This window comes from Peribacillus faecalis (assembly GCF_014712675.1).
In the GTDB taxonomy this organism is placed as follows: domain Bacteria; phylum Bacillota; class Bacilli; order Bacillales; family DSM-1321; genus Bacillus_AD; species Bacillus_AD faecalis.
This window is the reverse complement of the sequence record NZ_JACXSI010000034.1, coordinates 79,994-96,986: the sequence shown is the minus strand read 5'-3', so window position 1 is coordinate 96,986 and position 16,993 is coordinate 79,994. Positions and strand designations below refer to the sequence as shown.

The 16,993-nt window shown below is 38.8% G+C and carries 17 protein-coding genes; all 17 read left to right on the top strand.

The window, feature by feature from the left end; translation table 11 throughout:
• Positions 1 to 13: 13 nt before the first annotated feature.
• The 17 genes from fliQ (at position 14) to tsf (ending at position 16,939) form a co-directional block, all read left to right on the top strand.
• On the top strand, positions 14 to 283 hold the full coding sequence (gene fliQ, locus IEO70_RS13865; protein WP_190998962.1) for a flagellar biosynthesis protein FliQ: 270 nt from the start codon (positions 14 to 16) through the stop codon (positions 281 to 283).
• A gap of 4 nt (positions 284 to 287) precedes the next feature.
• Entirely contained in the window at positions 288 to 1,064 is a 777-nt protein-coding gene (gene fliR, locus IEO70_RS13860) for a flagellar biosynthetic protein FliR (protein WP_190998961.1), read from the top strand.
• Positions 1,065 to 2,147 (top strand): flagellar biosynthesis protein FlhB, encoded by a 1,083-nt coding sequence (gene flhB, locus IEO70_RS13855; RefSeq protein ID WP_190998960.1) that lies wholly within the window; start codon positions 1,065 to 1,067, stop codon positions 2,145 to 2,147.
• A 679-nt stretch (positions 2,148 to 2,826) separates the two neighbouring features.
• A complete protein-coding gene (flhA, locus tag IEO70_RS13850; RefSeq protein WP_190998959.1) occupies positions 2,827 to 4,863 on the top strand; it encodes a flagellar biosynthesis protein FlhA in 2,037 nt (678 codons plus the stop codon).
• Positions 4,863 to 6,029, top strand: a complete 1,167-nt coding sequence (gene flhF, locus IEO70_RS13845; protein ID WP_190998958.1) for a flagellar biosynthesis protein FlhF — start codon at positions 4,863 to 4,865, stop codon at positions 6,027 to 6,029. The genes flhA and flhF overlap by 1 nt, the downstream gene beginning before the upstream one ends.
• Complete coding sequence (locus IEO70_RS13840) at positions 6,013 to 6,882, top strand: MinD/ParA family protein (protein WP_190998957.1); 870 nt, start codon at positions 6,013 to 6,015, stop codon at positions 6,880 to 6,882. Before flhF ends, IEO70_RS13840 begins: the two co-directional genes overlap by 17 nt.
• Before the next feature lie 9 nt (positions 6,883 to 6,891).
• Positions 6,892 to 7,983 (top strand): protein-glutamate methylesterase/protein-glutamine glutaminase, encoded by a 1,092-nt coding sequence (locus IEO70_RS13835; protein WP_190998956.1) that lies wholly within the window; start codon positions 6,892 to 6,894, stop codon positions 7,981 to 7,983.
• Between the two features lie 21 nt (positions 7,984 to 8,004).
• On the top strand, positions 8,005 to 10,071 hold the full coding sequence (locus IEO70_RS13830; protein ID WP_190998955.1) for a chemotaxis protein CheA: 2,067 nt from the start codon (positions 8,005 to 8,007) through the stop codon (positions 10,069 to 10,071).
• Positions 10,072 to 10,180: 109 nt separating this feature from the next.
• A complete protein-coding gene (locus IEO70_RS13825; protein ID WP_190998954.1) occupies positions 10,181 to 10,648 on the top strand; it encodes a chemotaxis protein CheW in 468 nt (155 codons plus the stop codon).
• A 2-nt stretch (positions 10,649 to 10,650) separates the two neighbouring features.
• A complete protein-coding gene (locus IEO70_RS13820; RefSeq protein WP_190998953.1) occupies positions 10,651 to 11,283 on the top strand; it encodes a chemotaxis protein CheC in 633 nt (210 codons plus the stop codon).
• Positions 11,276 to 11,773: a chemotaxis protein CheD gene (locus tag IEO70_RS13815; RefSeq protein WP_190998952.1), complete on the top strand. Its 498-nt coding sequence runs from the start codon at positions 11,276 to 11,278 to the stop codon at positions 11,771 to 11,773. The genes IEO70_RS13820 and IEO70_RS13815 overlap by 8 nt, the downstream gene beginning before the upstream one ends.
• Before the next feature lie 122 nt (positions 11,774 to 11,895).
• Positions 11,896 to 12,657: a FliA/WhiG family RNA polymerase sigma factor gene (locus tag IEO70_RS13810; protein ID WP_328820933.1), complete on the top strand. Its 762-nt coding sequence runs from the start codon at positions 11,896 to 11,898 to the stop codon at positions 12,655 to 12,657.
• Between the two features lie 26 nt (positions 12,658 to 12,683).
• Positions 12,684 to 14,051: a DUF342 domain-containing protein gene (locus tag IEO70_RS13805; protein WP_190998951.1), complete on the top strand. Its 1,368-nt coding sequence runs from the start codon at positions 12,684 to 12,686 to the stop codon at positions 14,049 to 14,051.
• Positions 14,052 to 14,065: 14 nt separating this feature from the next.
• Positions 14,066 to 14,380 (top strand): hypothetical protein, encoded by a 315-nt coding sequence (locus IEO70_RS13800; protein ID WP_190998950.1) that lies wholly within the window; start codon positions 14,066 to 14,068, stop codon positions 14,378 to 14,380.
• Positions 14,381 to 14,392: 12 nt separating this feature from the next.
• Positions 14,393 to 15,007, top strand: a complete 615-nt coding sequence (locus tag IEO70_RS13795) for a DUF6115 domain-containing protein (RefSeq protein WP_190998949.1) — start codon at positions 14,393 to 14,395, stop codon at positions 15,005 to 15,007.
• A 158-nt stretch (positions 15,008 to 15,165) separates the two neighbouring features.
• Positions 15,166 to 15,879: a 30S ribosomal protein S2 gene (gene rpsB / locus IEO70_RS13790; protein ID WP_190998948.1), complete on the top strand. Its 714-nt coding sequence runs from the start codon at positions 15,166 to 15,168 to the stop codon at positions 15,877 to 15,879.
• A 175-nt stretch (positions 15,880 to 16,054) separates the two neighbouring features.
• Entirely contained in the window at positions 16,055 to 16,939 is an 885-nt protein-coding gene (tsf, locus tag IEO70_RS13785) for a translation elongation factor Ts (RefSeq protein ID WP_190998947.1), read from the top strand.
• Positions 16,940 to 16,993: the final 54 nt, after the last annotated feature.

The window sequence follows — 16,993 nt, the reverse complement described above, 5'->3', positions numbered from 1 at the left end:
TTGGTGAAATGATATGAATCAAGAGTTAGTTGTAAGCATAGCAGAGCGAGGGATTTATACAATATTGATTATGAGCGGGCCGCTTTTGATTTTGGCCTTAGTTGTCGGTTTGATTGTCAGTATCTTTCAGGCGACAACACAAATTCAGGAGCAGACGCTGGCTTTCGTTCCGAAAATTGTCGCGGTATTAGTCGGTCTTGTCTTTTTCGCTCCTTGGATGATCTCGCATATGGTCTCTTATACGGCCGAAATTTTAGGTAACCTTTCTAGGTTTATAGGATAACGGCATGGAAGTTTTAGTACCTTCTTTTTCCGGTTTTCTATTAATTTTAGTGAGAGTGACATCTTTTTTTATTACGATGCCGATTTACTCACATAGAAGTCTTCCTGCCATGCACCGAATAGGAATCGGGGTTTTCCTTTCTTGGATTATGTATTACACGATGGAAATTCCCGTTTTTGAGATTGATGCAAGCTATTATTTATTAATTATAAAGGAAGCGCTTGTCGGACTATTGATTGGTTTTATCGCTTATTTGATGCTATCAGCGATTCAAATTGCCGGAGGTTTCATCGATTTTCAGATGGGGCTGGCAATTGCCAATGTTATTGATCCGCAGACAGGCGTCCAAAGTCCATTGGTCGGTCAATATTTATATATGTTTGCGTTACTGTTTTTGTTGGCGACAAACGGTCATCATTTGTTAATGGACGGGATTTTCTACAGCTATCAGTTTGTACCGATTGATCAATATTTTATTGATTTCAGTCGTGAAGGTTTATTAGAATTCGTCATCATGAGTTTTAATCAAATGTTTATCATCGCCTTTCAAATGGCAATTCCGGTTGTCGGAAGCTTATTTATTGTCGATGTAGCTCTAGGTATTCTTGCGAGAACGATGCCGCAGCTCAATGTCTTTGTTGTCGGCTTGCCCATCAAATTGTTTGTAAGCTTCGTTGTTTTATTAATAGTAATGGGTGTTACGATGACGGTGGTCGGACAATTATTTGAATATACGCTTTTGACAATGAGAGGCTTAATGGACTGGATGGGAGGCGCGTAAATGGAATGGTTGTCGCTTGATCTGCAATACTTCTCCGGTGAAAAAACGGAGAAGGCCACTCCGAAAAAAAAGCAAGATGCCCGTAAAAAGGGGCAGGTGGCGAAAAGTCAGGATATTAATACGGCTTTCGTTTTGTTGGCTGTTTTCTTTCTTTTGTTTTTAATGGGCGACTATATGAAAGGAATTATATTGCAAGTCTATGAAATAGCATTTGTGCAATATATCGGAATGCCGCTGACAGAGGCAAGCATTCAAGTGATTTTTATTCAAATGCTGGAACTATGTGCAAAATTACTCATTCCGGTTATGGCGGCTGCCATGATTGGAGGCGTAGTTGCTAATTATATACAGGTCGGTTTTCTATATACGACAGAAACGCTTCAATTTAAATTAAGTAAAATTAATCCTGTGCAAGGTTTTAAAAGAATTTTCTCTTGGAGAGCGATTGTTGAGTTTTTGAAATCTATTTTAAAAATTTCTTTAGTCGGAGTACTAGTTTTTCTCGTCATTCGTTCGAGAATTACCGAAATATTGATTTTATCACAAAAAAGCATAGGCGCAGCATTGGGGACATTGGCTGATTTAGTAGTAAAAGTAGGTCTATTAGCTTCACTATTATTATTGTTGCTTGGAATTTTAGATTATTTATATCAAAAATATGATCATGAGAAAAACTTACGAATGTCGAAACAGGACATTAAAGATGAATATAAAAATATAGAGGGCGACCCTTTAATTAAGTCGAAAATTAAGCAGCGGCAAAGGGAGATGGCTATGCAACGGATGATGGCGGAAGTTCCGAATGCGGATGTTGTCATTACCAATCCTACACATTATGCAATTGCCATCAAATATGATGAATCTAAAATGGATGCTCCTTTCGTTGTAGCTAAAGGTGTTGACTTTATCGCGCAAAAGATTAAATTCGTCGCAAAGGAAAATGATATTGTGATGGTTGAAAACCGTCCTTTAGCGAGAGCGTTATATGACCAAACAGAATTAGGACAAGGCATTCCAGAAGATTTCTTTAAAGCAATTGCCGAAATACTTGCTTTTGTATATAAATCAAAAGGGAAGATCTAGTTTCGATTACATAAAAATATAGTTGCAAAATGGTTAACATCTTTTGTTGATTTTCATTAGATTACTTGTTAATCTTCGCTGTGGGTGGCGACTCCTGTGGGAGAAGCGTGCAGGCCGATACACCGCAGGAGCGTTTAGCGACGAGGAGGATTGGCGCATGCCCCACGGAAAGCGTCCACCCGCAGCGGAAATCAACGCAGCTGTTTCATATCATTAAAATTAAGAAAAGATTTAAAGGATTGTGCATAAAACAAAGAAGGACCGGTGACGGTTTTAATAATTATAAAGTTTATATTTTTGAACTAAGATGGCAGTCCAACCTTATACCTGCCATGCTCGGTCCTAAGCTGCCTCCCCCAAGAAACCAAAGGCGGGTTTCTCGTGTGGGGCTCTCAGGATGAGAGTCACAGCGACGAAGATATGCGGACGTAGCGCTCTTAGTCGCTGTTCCTGCTTAGAATTTGTCTAGCTGCAGCGGCCAGCCCCTCGAGGTCATAAGCCAAATCACTTCAGAAATTTTACAATTTCCTACGTGATTCGTCTTATGCAGGTCGGGGCTGAACCGGCCGCTTCCGCTTTTCGGTTCCCGCATGGCTCCTTTATCATTGAAGTATTTTCATGAGGTTGATTCAAAAATGAAAAAGGACCGGTAACGGTATCCTAAATAGGAGAGAAAGTTATGTCAGCAAGAGATTTGACGGTTATTTTAAGTGTTGTTGGGATTATCGCTACACTTATTATCCCTATACCTACTTGGCTTTTAAGTATTTTAATATTATGCAATATTTCTCTTGCTCTAATAGTTCTGCTCACAGCAATGAACATGAAAGAGCCGTTAGAATTTGCTATTTTTCCTTCTTTATTATTGCTTTTGACATTATTTCGCTTAGCGCTGAATGTGTCTACAACACGTGCAATTTTGACGACAGGAGATGCAGGGGATGTTGTAAAGACATTTGGTACATTTGTCGTAGGCGGTAATGTGTTAGTCGGTATGGTAGTATTTTTAATTTTGATTATTATTCAGTTTATCGTTATTACAAAGGGTTCTGAACGTGTATCAGAAGTTGCTGCGCGTTTTACGCTGGATGCAATGCCGGGGAAGCAAATGAGTATTGATGCTGACTTGAATGCCGGATTAATTTCAGAAAAAGAAGCTAGAGAACGCCGTGAAAAAATCAGCTCAGAAGCAGATTTTTATGGTTCGATGGATGGTGCCAGCAAGTTTGTAAAAGGGGATGCGATTGCCGGTATCATTATTGTCTTTATTAACTTAATATTCGGTATGATTATCGGAGTTGTGCAATTGGATTATAGCTTCGGTGAAGCAGCAGGGCATTTTGCTTTATTGACAGTTGGTGACGGTATTGTAACTCAGGTGCCGGCGCTGCTTGTATCGACTGCGACAGGTATTGTTGTAACGAGAGCCGCTTCTAAAGGCAATCTTGGATCAGATATTACAAGTCAATTATTCGCATATCCGAAAATGATGTACATAACAGGGGGAACGATTTTACTGCTTGGATTTGTTACACCAATCAATGATTTGTATACAATTCCGCTTGCCGGTGCTTTAATTATCGGCGGATATATAATTAGCCGTCCAAAGCCGGAAGAAGAAAAAGAATTGCAGGAAATCGAAGAAGAATTACATACAGATGAACTGAAAAGTCCCGAGAGTGTGGTTAATCTTTTAAATGTCGATCCAATTGAGTTTGAATTTGGCTACGGGTTGATTCCGCTTGCCGATACGAATCAGGGCGGCGACTTGCTTGATCGGGTTGTAATGATTCGCAGGCAGTTGGCCATCGAGTTAGGATTGGTTATTCCGGTTGTCCGCATTCGCGATAATATCCAACTTAATCCGAATGAATATCGTCTGAAAATAAAGGGCAGTGAAATGGCAAGGGGAGAATTGCTTCTTGATCATTATTTGGCAATGAGCCCGGGTACGGATGATGATAGTATCGAGGGAATCGATACTATAGAGCCGTCATTCGGACTTCCTGCTAAATGGATCAGCGAGGAAATGAAAGACCAGGCGGAAATGCTCGGTTATACGGTTGTCGACCCGCCTAGTGTTGTTTCTACTCATATAACGGAAATCATTAAAAATAATGCGCATTTGCTTATCGGACGTCAAGAGACGAAGCAGCTGATTGATCACTTAGGAGAAACATCGCCAATCTTAGTAGAGGAAGTTACACCGAATCCATTATCAATTGGTGAAATCCAAAAAGTGTTGGCAAAGCTGTTGAAAGAGAAAATTTCGATTCGTAATTTGCCGATTATTTTCGAGACATTAGCCGATTATGGCAAGCTGTCATCTGATACCGATTTATTAACGGAGTATGTCAGACAAAATTTAGCGAGACAAATCACTCAGCAATATTTAAATGGAGCCGCTTCTTTAAAAGTCATTACCGTTTCAGGAAAAGTGGAAAAGATGATTGCTGATAGTGTACAGCAAACCGAACATGGTAACTTTTTATCGATGGATCCGAATGATACGCAAGAGATTTTGTCAACGCTTGCGGGTAAACTTGAAGAGCTGTCAATGATGGATCAAGTGCCAATCGTTCTTTGCTCGCCGGCTGTCCGTATGTATGTCCGTCAAATGACGGAGCGATATTTCCCGAATGTGCCAATTCTTTCTTACAATGAATTGGAAGCGGATGTTGAAATTCAAAGTGTTGGGGTGGTGAATGTTGGCTGATGAAAGTGAAGAAGTTTAATGCTCCAACGATGTCTGATGCACTTGTTAAAATTCGCGCCGAATTAGGGCAAGATGCTGTCATATTAAATTCAAAGGTTTTATATACAGGCGGATTTCTTGGTTTTTTCAAGAAAAAGATTATAGAAGTAGTGGTAGCAGTTGATTCAGATATGCCCAATTTAGAGCTTCCGAAAATAAAACATAAAAAAGTGATGCCGAAACCCCAGCCGGCAAGTACTTCAGAAATAAAACAACCGATTTTCGAACCGGGAAAAATCCTTCCTGTATCCTCGTCCGTAAAGAGTATGCAGGAGGAAATTTCCGAAATTAGAAAAATCGTCAAAAGTCTAAATGCCGGCAAGCAAGGTTTCTTGCATGAATATATCAAAAAAATAATGGATGTTCTGACTGAACAGGAAATATCAGCAGAAATGATTGATGATGTTGTCTTAATATTATCGGACAAATTAGAGAAAGAATCTTTGTCCTATGCTGAATGTCTGGAACTGACAAGAACATTTATGCTATCGAAGCTGCCTTCTTCAGAGCCGGCTTTCTTCCGGAAAAAATATATTAATGTTGTAGGTCCAACCGGAGTCGGCAAGACGACAACTATCGCCAAGTTGGCAGCGGAAAGTGCGATGAAATATGGAAAGAAGATTGCCTTTATTACAACCGATACGTATCGTATTGCAGCCATCGAGCAATTGAAGACGTACGCTACTATTTTAAATGTTCCGATTGAGGTGGCTTATAATTTAGAGGATTTTCAGAAAGCCACTGAAAAATTTGCTCATTACGATTTAGTATTTATCGATACAGCAGGCCGGAATTTCCGTAATGATGAATACGTTAAGGAACTGAAAAACATTATTGACTTTGAAAAAGAGCTGGAAACGTATTTAGTTTTGGCTTTAACGAGTAAACAAAGAGATATGGAAGAGATTGTGAAACAATTCTCACTTATTCCGATTATGCATATTATTTTTACGAAATTAGATGAAACATCATCATTCGGATCGATGTTCAACATGGCAGCCAATTACAATTTAAGTGCTGCTTATGTTACGAATGGACAAAATGTACCGGATGATATTATGAAAATGACATCTGCTGAGATCGTACAATCCATATTAGAGGGTGTTGACAATGGCCGATCAAGCTGAATTATTACGGTTGAAAATTAGACAGCATCAAGGGCTGAATGTTGCTAAGACGGTAGCGGTTATAAGCGGTAAAGGCGGGGTCGGAAAATCGAACTTTTCGTTAAACTTTTCCATTTTATTATCAAAATTAGGTAAACGAGTGTTACTATTTGATATGGATATAGGAATGGGAAATATTGATATTCTTTTGGGAAATGGTTCTGAAAGGACAATTGTTGATTTCTTTCAAAATGGCTATTCCATGAAAGAAGTAATTACAAATGGTCCTGCTGGTCTTTCTTATATTAGCGGAGGGACAGGACTGACGAATCTTTTTTCAATGAGCAGCCGTCAATTTGAAAGATTCACGAATGAATTTGCTAATATTCAAGGGGAGTACGATTACGTTATTTTTGATTTAGGGGCAGGTATTTCCCAAGAGTCGAACAAATTCCTTATGTGTGTAGATGAGATTATTACAATTACGACGCCGGAACCTACGTCAATAATGGATGCTTATTCGATTATAAAGTTTTTGCATTTTCAATGCGAAGACACGCCAATTTTTCTCGTCTGCAATAGGACGGCGAGAGAAAAGCAAGGCAATGCGACGATAAATAAGATTCAAAGTACTTTACAAAGGTTTATTGGTAAAGAAATCATCCCTCTTGGATTATTGCCGGACAGCAAAATTGTTTCGAAAGCCGTCATCCGACATACACCATTCTATATTCTGAATCCAAATGCCGATATTAGTTTGGCATTATATCAATTAACTTCAAATTATTTAACGCATGCTTATGAAGAGACGGAACCTGTTCTTATGAAGCAGTCGTTCATTGGCAAGTTGAAAAATTATTTTATTGGAAGGTAGGATCGTCATATGGAGAAGCCTAAGGTTCTTATTGTCGAGGATTCGGCCTTCATGAGGAAACTTATTACTGATTTTTTAATGGAGGATCAAAGCTTTAATGTCATCGGATATGCAAGAAACGGAAAAGACGCTATTGATAAAATAAAACAACTGCAGCCGGATGTTGTGACTTTAGATGTTGAAATGCCGATTATGGATGGCTTGGAAGCGTTAAAGATTATTATGGCAGAATGTCCTTTACCGGTCATAATGCTTTCAAGCTCCACACAATCTGGTGCGGATAACACGGTTTTATCAATGCAATATGGAGCCTTTGACTTTATTGCGAAGCCTTCAGGGGCCATTTCGCTAGATTTGCATAAGGTGAAAGAAGAGCTGAAAGAAAAAATTACTGCAGCCAGTAAAGCGAAAATATCCCGTTTTCAAAAAAACTTGACAGTCACAAAGCAAAAGCTGTCAGAAACGGTAATATATAGCGAAATAGAATCATCCTATAATAGAACTATAGTTCCAAAGACTTTTAGTCAAACAAGTCAGAAAGTAATTGCAATTGGGACTTCTACAGGAGGACCGAGGGCACTTCAAAGAGTCTTGACCAATCTGCCTGAGACAATTGATGCACCTATTGCAATAGTTCAACATATGCCGGCCGGATTTACAAAATCACTGGCAAATCGTTTAGATTCTTTATCTGCTATTTCTGTAAAAGAGGTCGAGGATAGCGAGGTTTTACATAAAGGAACAGCTTATATCGCTCCGGGAGGTTATCATTTTAGGGTTATTGAGAAGGGGAAAGATTTAGTCGCTAAATTGGGCAGGGAGGAAGCTGTAAATGGGCATAGGCCATCTGTGGATGTGTTATTTAAATCAATCAGTGCATTAGAAAACTATTCTGTAATTTGTGTCATCATGACAGGTATGGGCAATGACGGCTCAAAAGGTTTAATTACTTTAAAGCAGAGAAGGCCGACTATTTCGATTGCGGAATCTGAGGAAACCTCCATTGTATTCGGAATGCCCCGGGCTGCTATTGCAACTAATTTAGTAGATGATGTGGAGAATGTAGAAAATATTGCGCGTACGATAGTGAAATATTGCTAATCATTGAGGGGTGCTGCTGTAATGGATATGAACCAACAATATTTAGAAATGTTTATTGAAGAAAGTAAAGAAAATATTCAAAACTGTAATGATCAATTACTGGAGCTGGAGAAAAACCCGGCAGACTTGACAATCGTCAACGAAATCTTCCGTTCGGCACATACTCTGAAAGGTATGGCTGCAACAATGGGCTATGAGGATATTGCGAATTTAACGCATAAAATGGAAAACATTCTGGATGCGATCCGCAATAATAAGCTTTTTGTTACAGCGGAGATGCTAGACGTAGTTTTTGATGCTACGGAAGATTTGGAAGAAATGGTGTTGGATATTGCAACGGGAGGAAATGGCAAGAAGGACGTAACGAATGTAGTGGAAAGGCTTCTGGCTTTGGAAAAAGGCAAGTCAGTCGGAGAAATCCAAAAGGCAAGAGAACAAGTAGCTGCAGCCGCTTTGGCTATTGAACTCCCTCGTACTGAAATGAAAAGCCATTATGATGAGTTTGAAATCACTGTTTTGGAACAGTCGAAAGAACAAGGATTTTCAAGCTATGAGATCACAGTTATACTTCGTGATGATTGTTTGCTGAAAGCTGCCAGAGTGTTCATGGTTTTTGAATTGTTGGAGAAAATGGGTGAAGTCATAAAATCTACTCCTTCTGCCGAACAATTGGAAGAAGAGCAATTTGATTCCGAGTTTACAATTACTTTCATAACGAAGGAGTCTGCTGAAGAAGTAGAGAGAAAGATTATGAAAGTATCGGAGATTGATAAAGTTTGGCTGCAACCTATTTCTTTTGAAATAATTAAAACGAGTGAAAAGAAGCTTGCAATCGAAGAAGTGCAAGCAAATATTGAGGCTGCCGCTGAAGTAAAGGAAGATACAGCACTTGACTCAGCCGGCAATGAAAAGAAGCAAAGTAATCAAAAAGCACAAAATATGAGCAAAACTATACGTGTCAATATTGAACGCTTAGATATTTTAATGAACCTTTTCGAAGAATTGGTCACAGACCGTGGCAGACTTGAACAAATCTCTAAAGATTTAAATAATCAGGAGCTGCATGAAACGGTTGAAAGAATGTCCAGAACGACAGGAGATTTGCAGAACATTATTTTGAATATGCGAATGGTTCCCGTTGAGACAGTATTTAATCGTTTCCCGCGCATGGTCAGACAATTGGCAAGAGATTTGAACAAAAAGATCAATCTTGAAATCGTTGGTGCAGACACAGAGTTGGACCGTACCGTAATTGATGAGATTGGCGATCCGCTTGTCCATCTAATTAGAAATGCGCTTGATCATGGAATAGAAACACCGGATGTTCGGACGGCAAATGGCAAGGATGAAGAAGGAACGGTGGTGTTGAAGGCATACCACAGCGGCAATCATGTATTTATCGAAATTGAGGATGATGGAGCGGGAATAAGCCGTAAACGCGTTTTACAGAAGGCAATCAGTAAAGGCATTGTCACTGAGCAAATAGCTGCTTCTTTAACAGACCGCCAAGTATATGAGCTTATTTTTTCATCCGGTTTCTCAACAGCTGAAGTTATATCAGATGTATCAGGGCGCGGTGTAGGCCTTGATGTAGTGAAAAATACAATTGAAGCTTTAGGAGGTTCTATTTCAATTGATTCGAAAGAAGGGGAAGGCAGCATTTTCTCTATTCAATTGCCGCTGACATTATCGATTATTTCTGTCATGCTTGTAGAAATACAAAAAGAGAAGTTTGCTATTCCACTATCGTCTATTATTGAAACGGCCATTGTAAAAAAAGAAGAAATCATGAATGCGCATAATCAACAAATTATTGATTTCCGAGGAAAAGTTGTGCCGTTGCTGGATTTAACAAATATATTCGAAGTACCTGTATATGAGAAAGATGATGAATATGTGTCAGTTGTTATCGTCAGAAAAGGAGACAAAATGGCCGGACTTCTCGTCGACTCATTTATTGGGCAGCAAGAAGTTGTTTTAAAAGCATTAGGTAATTATTTATCATCTGTATTTGCCATTTCCGGAGCGACGATTTTAGGTGATGGACAAGTTGCTTTAATTATAGACTGTAACGCTTTGATTAAGTAAAGCTTGTTTAGGGAGATTCCTTCTGCCGAAAATGAAGAAACTCGTAAGTTACTAAACAGTATGCATTATATTTTTTGTAAACATGTCTTTAAATAAGGGGAGAGTAAGCATGACAGCTACTAATCTAGCGGCGATGAAAGTAGTGGTATTTCAATTAAAAGAGAAGGAATATGCGATTCCGATTCAGCAAGTGCGGGGAATCGAGAAGATTTTGCATATTACAAGAGTGCCGAATACTGCTCATTACGTAAAAGGTGTCATCAATTTACGCGGTGTCGTTACACCGATTATTGATCTGAGGGCAAGATTTGACCTAGAAGAATCGCCACTTACGGATGATTCAAGAATTATCATTGTTCATATCGATGAATTGGAAGTGGGGCTAATTGTTGATATTGCTAACGATGTAATTGATATTCCAAGCAGCCATCTTGAGCCGCAGCCGGAAGTAGTAGGCACGGAAGAAGCGGAATATATTACTGGTGTCGCGAAAATTGATAAACGCCTATTAATTTTAATTGATTTGAAAAAGATTCTTGCACCAGCCGACTTGACGGATACAGCAGGAGAAGAATAAGTATGTCTTATTTAGAAAACTTATCAAAAATACATCTCGATATTTTAAAAGAAATAGGAAACATTGGAGCAGGTCATGCTGCTACTGCCTTATCAGTGCTTTTAAATAAAAAAATTGATATGAATGTTCCGGATGTAAGAATAATCTCTTTTAATGAAATGATGGAACTCGCCGGCGGAGCTGAAAATGTGGTAGCTTGCGTGTTCTTTCGGATAGAAGGAGAAGTGCCGGGCAGTATGTATTTCATCCTATCTTTAGAACAAAGTGAACGTTTCATACGTGAAATAACGGGAGATATAAGTTTTTCTATCGAAACTGCTTCTGAAATGGAACTGTCTGCCTTACAGGAATTAGGCAACATTATGGCGGGCTCCTATTTTTCTTCGCTATCTGATTTTACACAATTGAACTTATTATCTACAGTGCCTTCCCTTTCGATTGAGATGGCCGGCGCGGTGCTCAGTGCGGGACTGCTTGAACAGTCTAAAGTTAGTGACTATGCAATTGTCATAGATACGAAACTGATAGAAGGTGAACGGGAACTCAATAGTATTAACGGCCATTTTTTCTTATTGCCTGATCCGGATTCTTTTGAGACGATATTTGCTGCTTTAGGAATCGATTCGAATGAGTGAAACTATAAAAGTGATAAAAGTCGGAATTGCAGATATGAATATTGTAAAGTCTCCATACAGCATCCGGACTGCAGGATTGGGTTCTTGTGTAGGTGTAGTGCTTTTCGAACCATTAAAGCAAGTTGCCGGAATGGTGCATATTATGCTTCCTGACTCTTCTTTAGCGATAGAAGGTATTTTAAATGCAGCAAAGTATGCAGATACGGGAATAAGAGAGCTTGTTCGAAAGTTAGAGACAGAAGGCTTGCGCTGTTCGATGATGAAAGCAAAAATTGCCGGTGGAGCGCAAATGTTTCAATTTTCATCCGGAAACGACCTAATGAGAATCGGCCCGAGGAATGAAGAAGCTGTCAGGAAGACATTGCAACAATTGAATATTGAATTATTGGCTGCTGATTGCGGAGGGAATAATGGAAGAACGATCGAGTTCGATCCAATTACAAAAAAATTGTCCATACGAACGGTTAATAAAGGTGTTAAAGAGCTGTAATCGGCTTTAACGGGGAGAGATTAAAAGAACATGAACAGTCAGCGAGATGGTTATCTTTGCTGACTGTTTTTTAAGATGATATGTTATGTACCTTTTAACTATAGGCGGCAAGGAGGGGTAACATGCTGCAGGTAATGAACGAAGAAGATCAATGCTGGCAAAAGTGGATTGATGGAAGAGATCAGCAGGCCGGTAATTTCCTGGTGAAAAAATATATGTCTCTTGTTTCCTACCATGTGCAAAGAATTTCAGTGGGTTTACCTAAAAGTGTTTCCAGGGATGATATTAGAAGTCTTGGGATGATGGGACTATTTAATGCGCTTGAACGGTTTGAGCCGGACAGGGATTTGAAGTTCGATACATATGCATCATTTCGTATCAGAGGTGCCATTTTGGATGGTCTAAGAAAAGAAGATTGGCTGCCGAGGAGCGTAAGGGAAAAAACAAAAAAAATTGAACATGTTATTGAGAAGCTCGAGCAAGAAAAAATGAGAAATGTGACAGTTGAAGAAGTGGCTTCTGAATTAAAAATACCGGCTGATGAAATTATCCATACCATGAACGAAAATTTCTTTTCGAACGTAATTTCCGTCGATGATCAGCCCCAAGATGTTGAAGAGAAAGAAGGGCAAAGTTTTTTATTTAAGGATGAAAAGACGATTATGCCCGAAGAGAGTTTAGTCCGCGGCGAACTGTATGAGGAATTGGCAAAAGTAATTTCAACTTTAAATGAAAACGAACAGCTAGTTTTGCAACTTTTTTATAAAGAAGAATTGACGTTGACAGAAATAGGGAGAGTAATGGGGTTATCTACCTCCCGAATATCACAAATTCATTCAAAAGCAATATTCAAGCTGAGAACAACACTTTCAAAAATAATATGATTTTAAAAGGAAAGAGGGAATGAAGCATGAGTAGCCTCTTTGATATTAGCGTTTCAAGCGATCGAATAACAGCAATGGTTGTTTTGAAAAAGGATGCTCCAGAAGAAAGTGTCATTACAGCAGAACAAATTAAAGAAGAACTGCAAAATAAGAAGATTACTTTTGGAATAAAAGAAGATGTTTTACATTCCTTGGCTGATGCTAATGAAAAGACAGAGTTTCCGCTTTTGATAGCGGAAGGGAAAGCGGCCTGTATTGGCGAAGATGGTTATATTGTCAATAAAATGATAGTCGAGAAAGCTAAACAAGATCACGGACAGAAAACGTTAAATTTCCGCGATGTAATAAAAATTCCTTCGGTCAGCAACGGACAACTAATCGCCGAAGTGGTACAGCCGTCAATGGGTGTGCCGGGGATTGATGTATATGGCAACACTATCCCTGCAATAAAAGGAAAACCGGTTAAGATGAAAGCCGGTAAAAATGTTATGATTCATGACGATAAATTTTATGCAACACTCGATGGGCAATTATCAGTTACAACTGACAGCATCCATGTTTACCCTATCTTTGAGGTAAATGGAGACCTTGATCTGAATACCGGGAATATTGACTTTATCGGGAATGTTGTCATTCGGGGTAACATCCCTTCCGAATATACAGTAAAGGCGGGTGGGGATATACATGTATATGGACTGGTAGAAGCGGCACATTTAGTTGCCGGTGGTTCAATACATATATCAGGTGGTATTGCCGGCGGTATGCGAGGCTCCGTTGACGCAGCTATTGATATACACGCCAATTATTTAAATCTGGCTGTTTGCAGCGCCGGTCAAAATATTTTTGTCGATCGGTCGATTTTGCACAGCAAAGTAAAAAGCGGAGGCAATATTATTGTACGAAGCGGCCATATTATCGGCGGGGAAATTAATGCAGCTAAAAGTGTGGAAGCTGTCGACTTCGGCAATCATCACTATATGCACACCGTTATAAAAATCGATGCCAATCAAATGCTGATTGAAAAAGAACTTCATTTGAAAAATGAGCTTAGGGCGAATAAAGACTCGCTTATGAAGCTTTACATGCTTTCGCAACGGTTGAATCAACGGCTGGAGATGGCCCGAACGCTGTCGGATGAAGAGAATCGATTGCTGAAAAAGCAAGAATTAACTGTTAAAACGTTAAATAAAAGAAACGCTGAAATAGAAGAGGAAATTTCCTCTATCAAGGAAGAACTTATCACGATGGCTAAAGAATCATTTGTTTTAGCTAAAGGTGAGGTTTTCCCTAACACACAAATTTACTTCGGAGCGTATTCGAAAAATATTAAGACTGTCACAGCTAAAGTGAAAATGACTATTCGCAATGGTGATATTAGTACCTTGCCATTGTAAAGGAGAATGTCAAAATGAGCTTAAAAGCCATTGAATTGCAAGTCGCCTTGCCAAGAACACATGATGCAGGGAAATTGCAAGAGCAAATGCAACAAAAAGGTCAGCTAAATCATGATTTTGCAGCGCGTGAAATGAAGAAAGAAGCAGGAAGAAAAGAAAAAACAGTTGTGAAAAAAAAGCAAAAAGACAATGTGAAATTGAAAAGGGAAGAAAATTCCGTGCATCATGATAGTTCATTAACTTTGCAAGAACAGGAAAGTGAAGTAAATGAAACAATCAATTCCGCAAAACATCCATATAAAGGTAATGCAATTGATTTTTCAGGATAGAGGGTAAAAAATATGACTTTAGTATTAATCATCAGTTTTATTTTGCATGCATTCAGTATTTTTGCCATTATCATTTTATATTTGCGGCAAAATAAATATATACAGGCAGAACAATCAATGGAAAAACTGCAAAAAGATGTAGAAGCTGTTATTCAAAGCTTTTTGCTCGAAATACAGGAAGAAAATAAACAGTTGTCAGCAAGAGTCGAAAATAATAAAAATACCCGTGTTCAAGCAGCAGCAGTTTCGGATTCAGGTTCCGCTGATGCTTCGTCGGACAATGCTTCAGTGATTGAAACTGCAAAGGTTAACCTGGCTGTTTCTACAGTGAAAAAAGCGTATCATTCAGCTTCTGACCAAGAACTAAAAGAGACGTCCAATCATTATGAACCGCCCATGCCGGATGTGGAAGATCAGCTTGAGCTGTCTGTAATAACAGGCGAAAATAAAGAAGAGAAAGATAACAAGCGGTCATTTAAGGAAACTTTTGAACACCAGTTGAAACAGCAATCATCAGAAGAAAGAGCGGTTGAAATGATGAAGAATGGTTATAATATAGAAGATATTGCGAAAGAATTAGGCAAAGGTAAAACAGAAATTGAGTTATTGTTGAAATTTCATTCATAAACTATGAATAAACCTCTTGATAATCATTTTTTACTATGCTATATTAATTCATGGTGTTAATACACACGTTCAAGTATTCAGTTAACAGGTGCTGTGTGAACAGTTTTTAACTGGAGTCGATCTGAACGGAGGATAAAAAAACCTAGGAGGAAATACACATGTCAGTAATTTCAATGAAACAATTGCTTGAAGCTGGTGTACATTTTGGACACCAAACTCGCCGTTGGAACCCAAAAATGAAGAAATACATCTTCATGGAGCGTAACGGTATCTATATCATCGACCTACAAAAAACAGTAAGAAAGATCGAAGAAGCTTATAACTTCGTTAAAGAAGTAGCTGCTAACGGCGGTACTGTTCTTTTCGTTGGTACTAAGAAACAAGCTCAAGATTCAGTTAAAGAAGAAGCAATCCGTGCTGGTCAATACTATGTAAACCAACGCTGGTTAGGTGGTACTTTAACTAACTTCGAAACTATCCAAAAGCGTATTGCACGTCTTAAAGATATCGAAAAAATGGAAGAGAACGGCACATTCGAAGTTCTTCCTAAAAAAGAAGTTATTCAACTTAAAAAAGAGCAAGAGCGCTTAGAGAAGTTCTTAGGCGGAATTAAAGATATGAAGGGTCTTCCAGATGCGATCTTCGTTATCGACCCTCGTAAAGAGCGCATTGCTGTTGCAGAAGCTCACAAATTAAACATCCCTCTAGTAGGTATCGTTGATACTAACTGTGATCCGGATGAAATCGATTATGTAATCCCTGCAAACGATGACGCAATCCGTGCTGTAAAACTTTTAACTGCTAAAATTGCTGATGCAATTCTTGAAGTTAAACAAGGTGAAGACCTATCTGAAGCACCTGCTGCAGAATAACTTAAACAACAAAAGGTGATAAGAGGATAAGGCCTTTTATCACCTTTTTTTGAAAAATAAGCTTTATTTCTGTTTGATAAAGCCAATAATAGTTTTGATAAAAACATTAAAAACCATTGTACGTTAACCGAACGGTTGAAATAAAAGTACATAAAAAACAAGGAGGACCTTCTTAATGGCTATTACTGCACAAATGGTAAAAGAACTACGTGAAAAAACTGGTGCTGGAATGATGGACTGCAAAAAAGCACTAACTGAAACTGATGGAAACATGGATGCTGCAATCGACTACCTTCGTGAAAAAGGTATCGCGAAAGCTGCTAAGAAAGGCGATCGTATCGCTGCTGAAGGTTTAACTTTCATTCAAGTTGAAGGTAATGAAGCTGTAATTCTTGAAGTTAACTCTGAAACTGACTTCGTTGCTAAAAACGAAGGGTTCCAAGTACTAGTTAAAGAATTAGCTGCTCACCTATTAGCAAACAAACCTGCAACTGTTGAAGAAGCATTAGCTCAAACTATGGCTAACGGTTCAACTGTTGAAGCTCATATCAACGAAGCTGTTGCTAAAATCGGTGAAAAACTGACTCTTCGTCGTTTCGAAGTAGTTTCTAAATCAGACGCTGACGCATTCGGCGGATACCTTCACATGGGCGGACGCATCGGTGTTCTAACTGTTCTTGAAGGTTCTACTGATGAAGCTGCTGCAAAAGATGTAGCTATGCACATTGCTGCATTAAAACCTCTATACGTAAGTCGTGACCAAGTATCTGCTGAAGAAATCGATAGAGAGCGTAAAGTTCTTACTGAACAAGCTCTTAACGAAGGTAAACCTGAAGCAATCGTTGCGAAAATGGTGGAAGGCCGTCTTGGCAAATTCTTCGAAGATATTTGCGTACTTGACCAAACTTTCGTTAAAAACCCAGATCAAAAAGTTGGCCAATTCGTTGCTGCAACTGGCGGTAAATTAACTAACTTCGTACGTTTTGAAGTTGGTGAAGGTATCGAGAAAAAAGTTGATAACTTCGCTGAAGAAGTAATGAGCCAAATCAAAAAAGACTAATTAATAGCTGGTTAATCGTAAGAAATCAATAGGGAACACATTGTGTTCCCTATT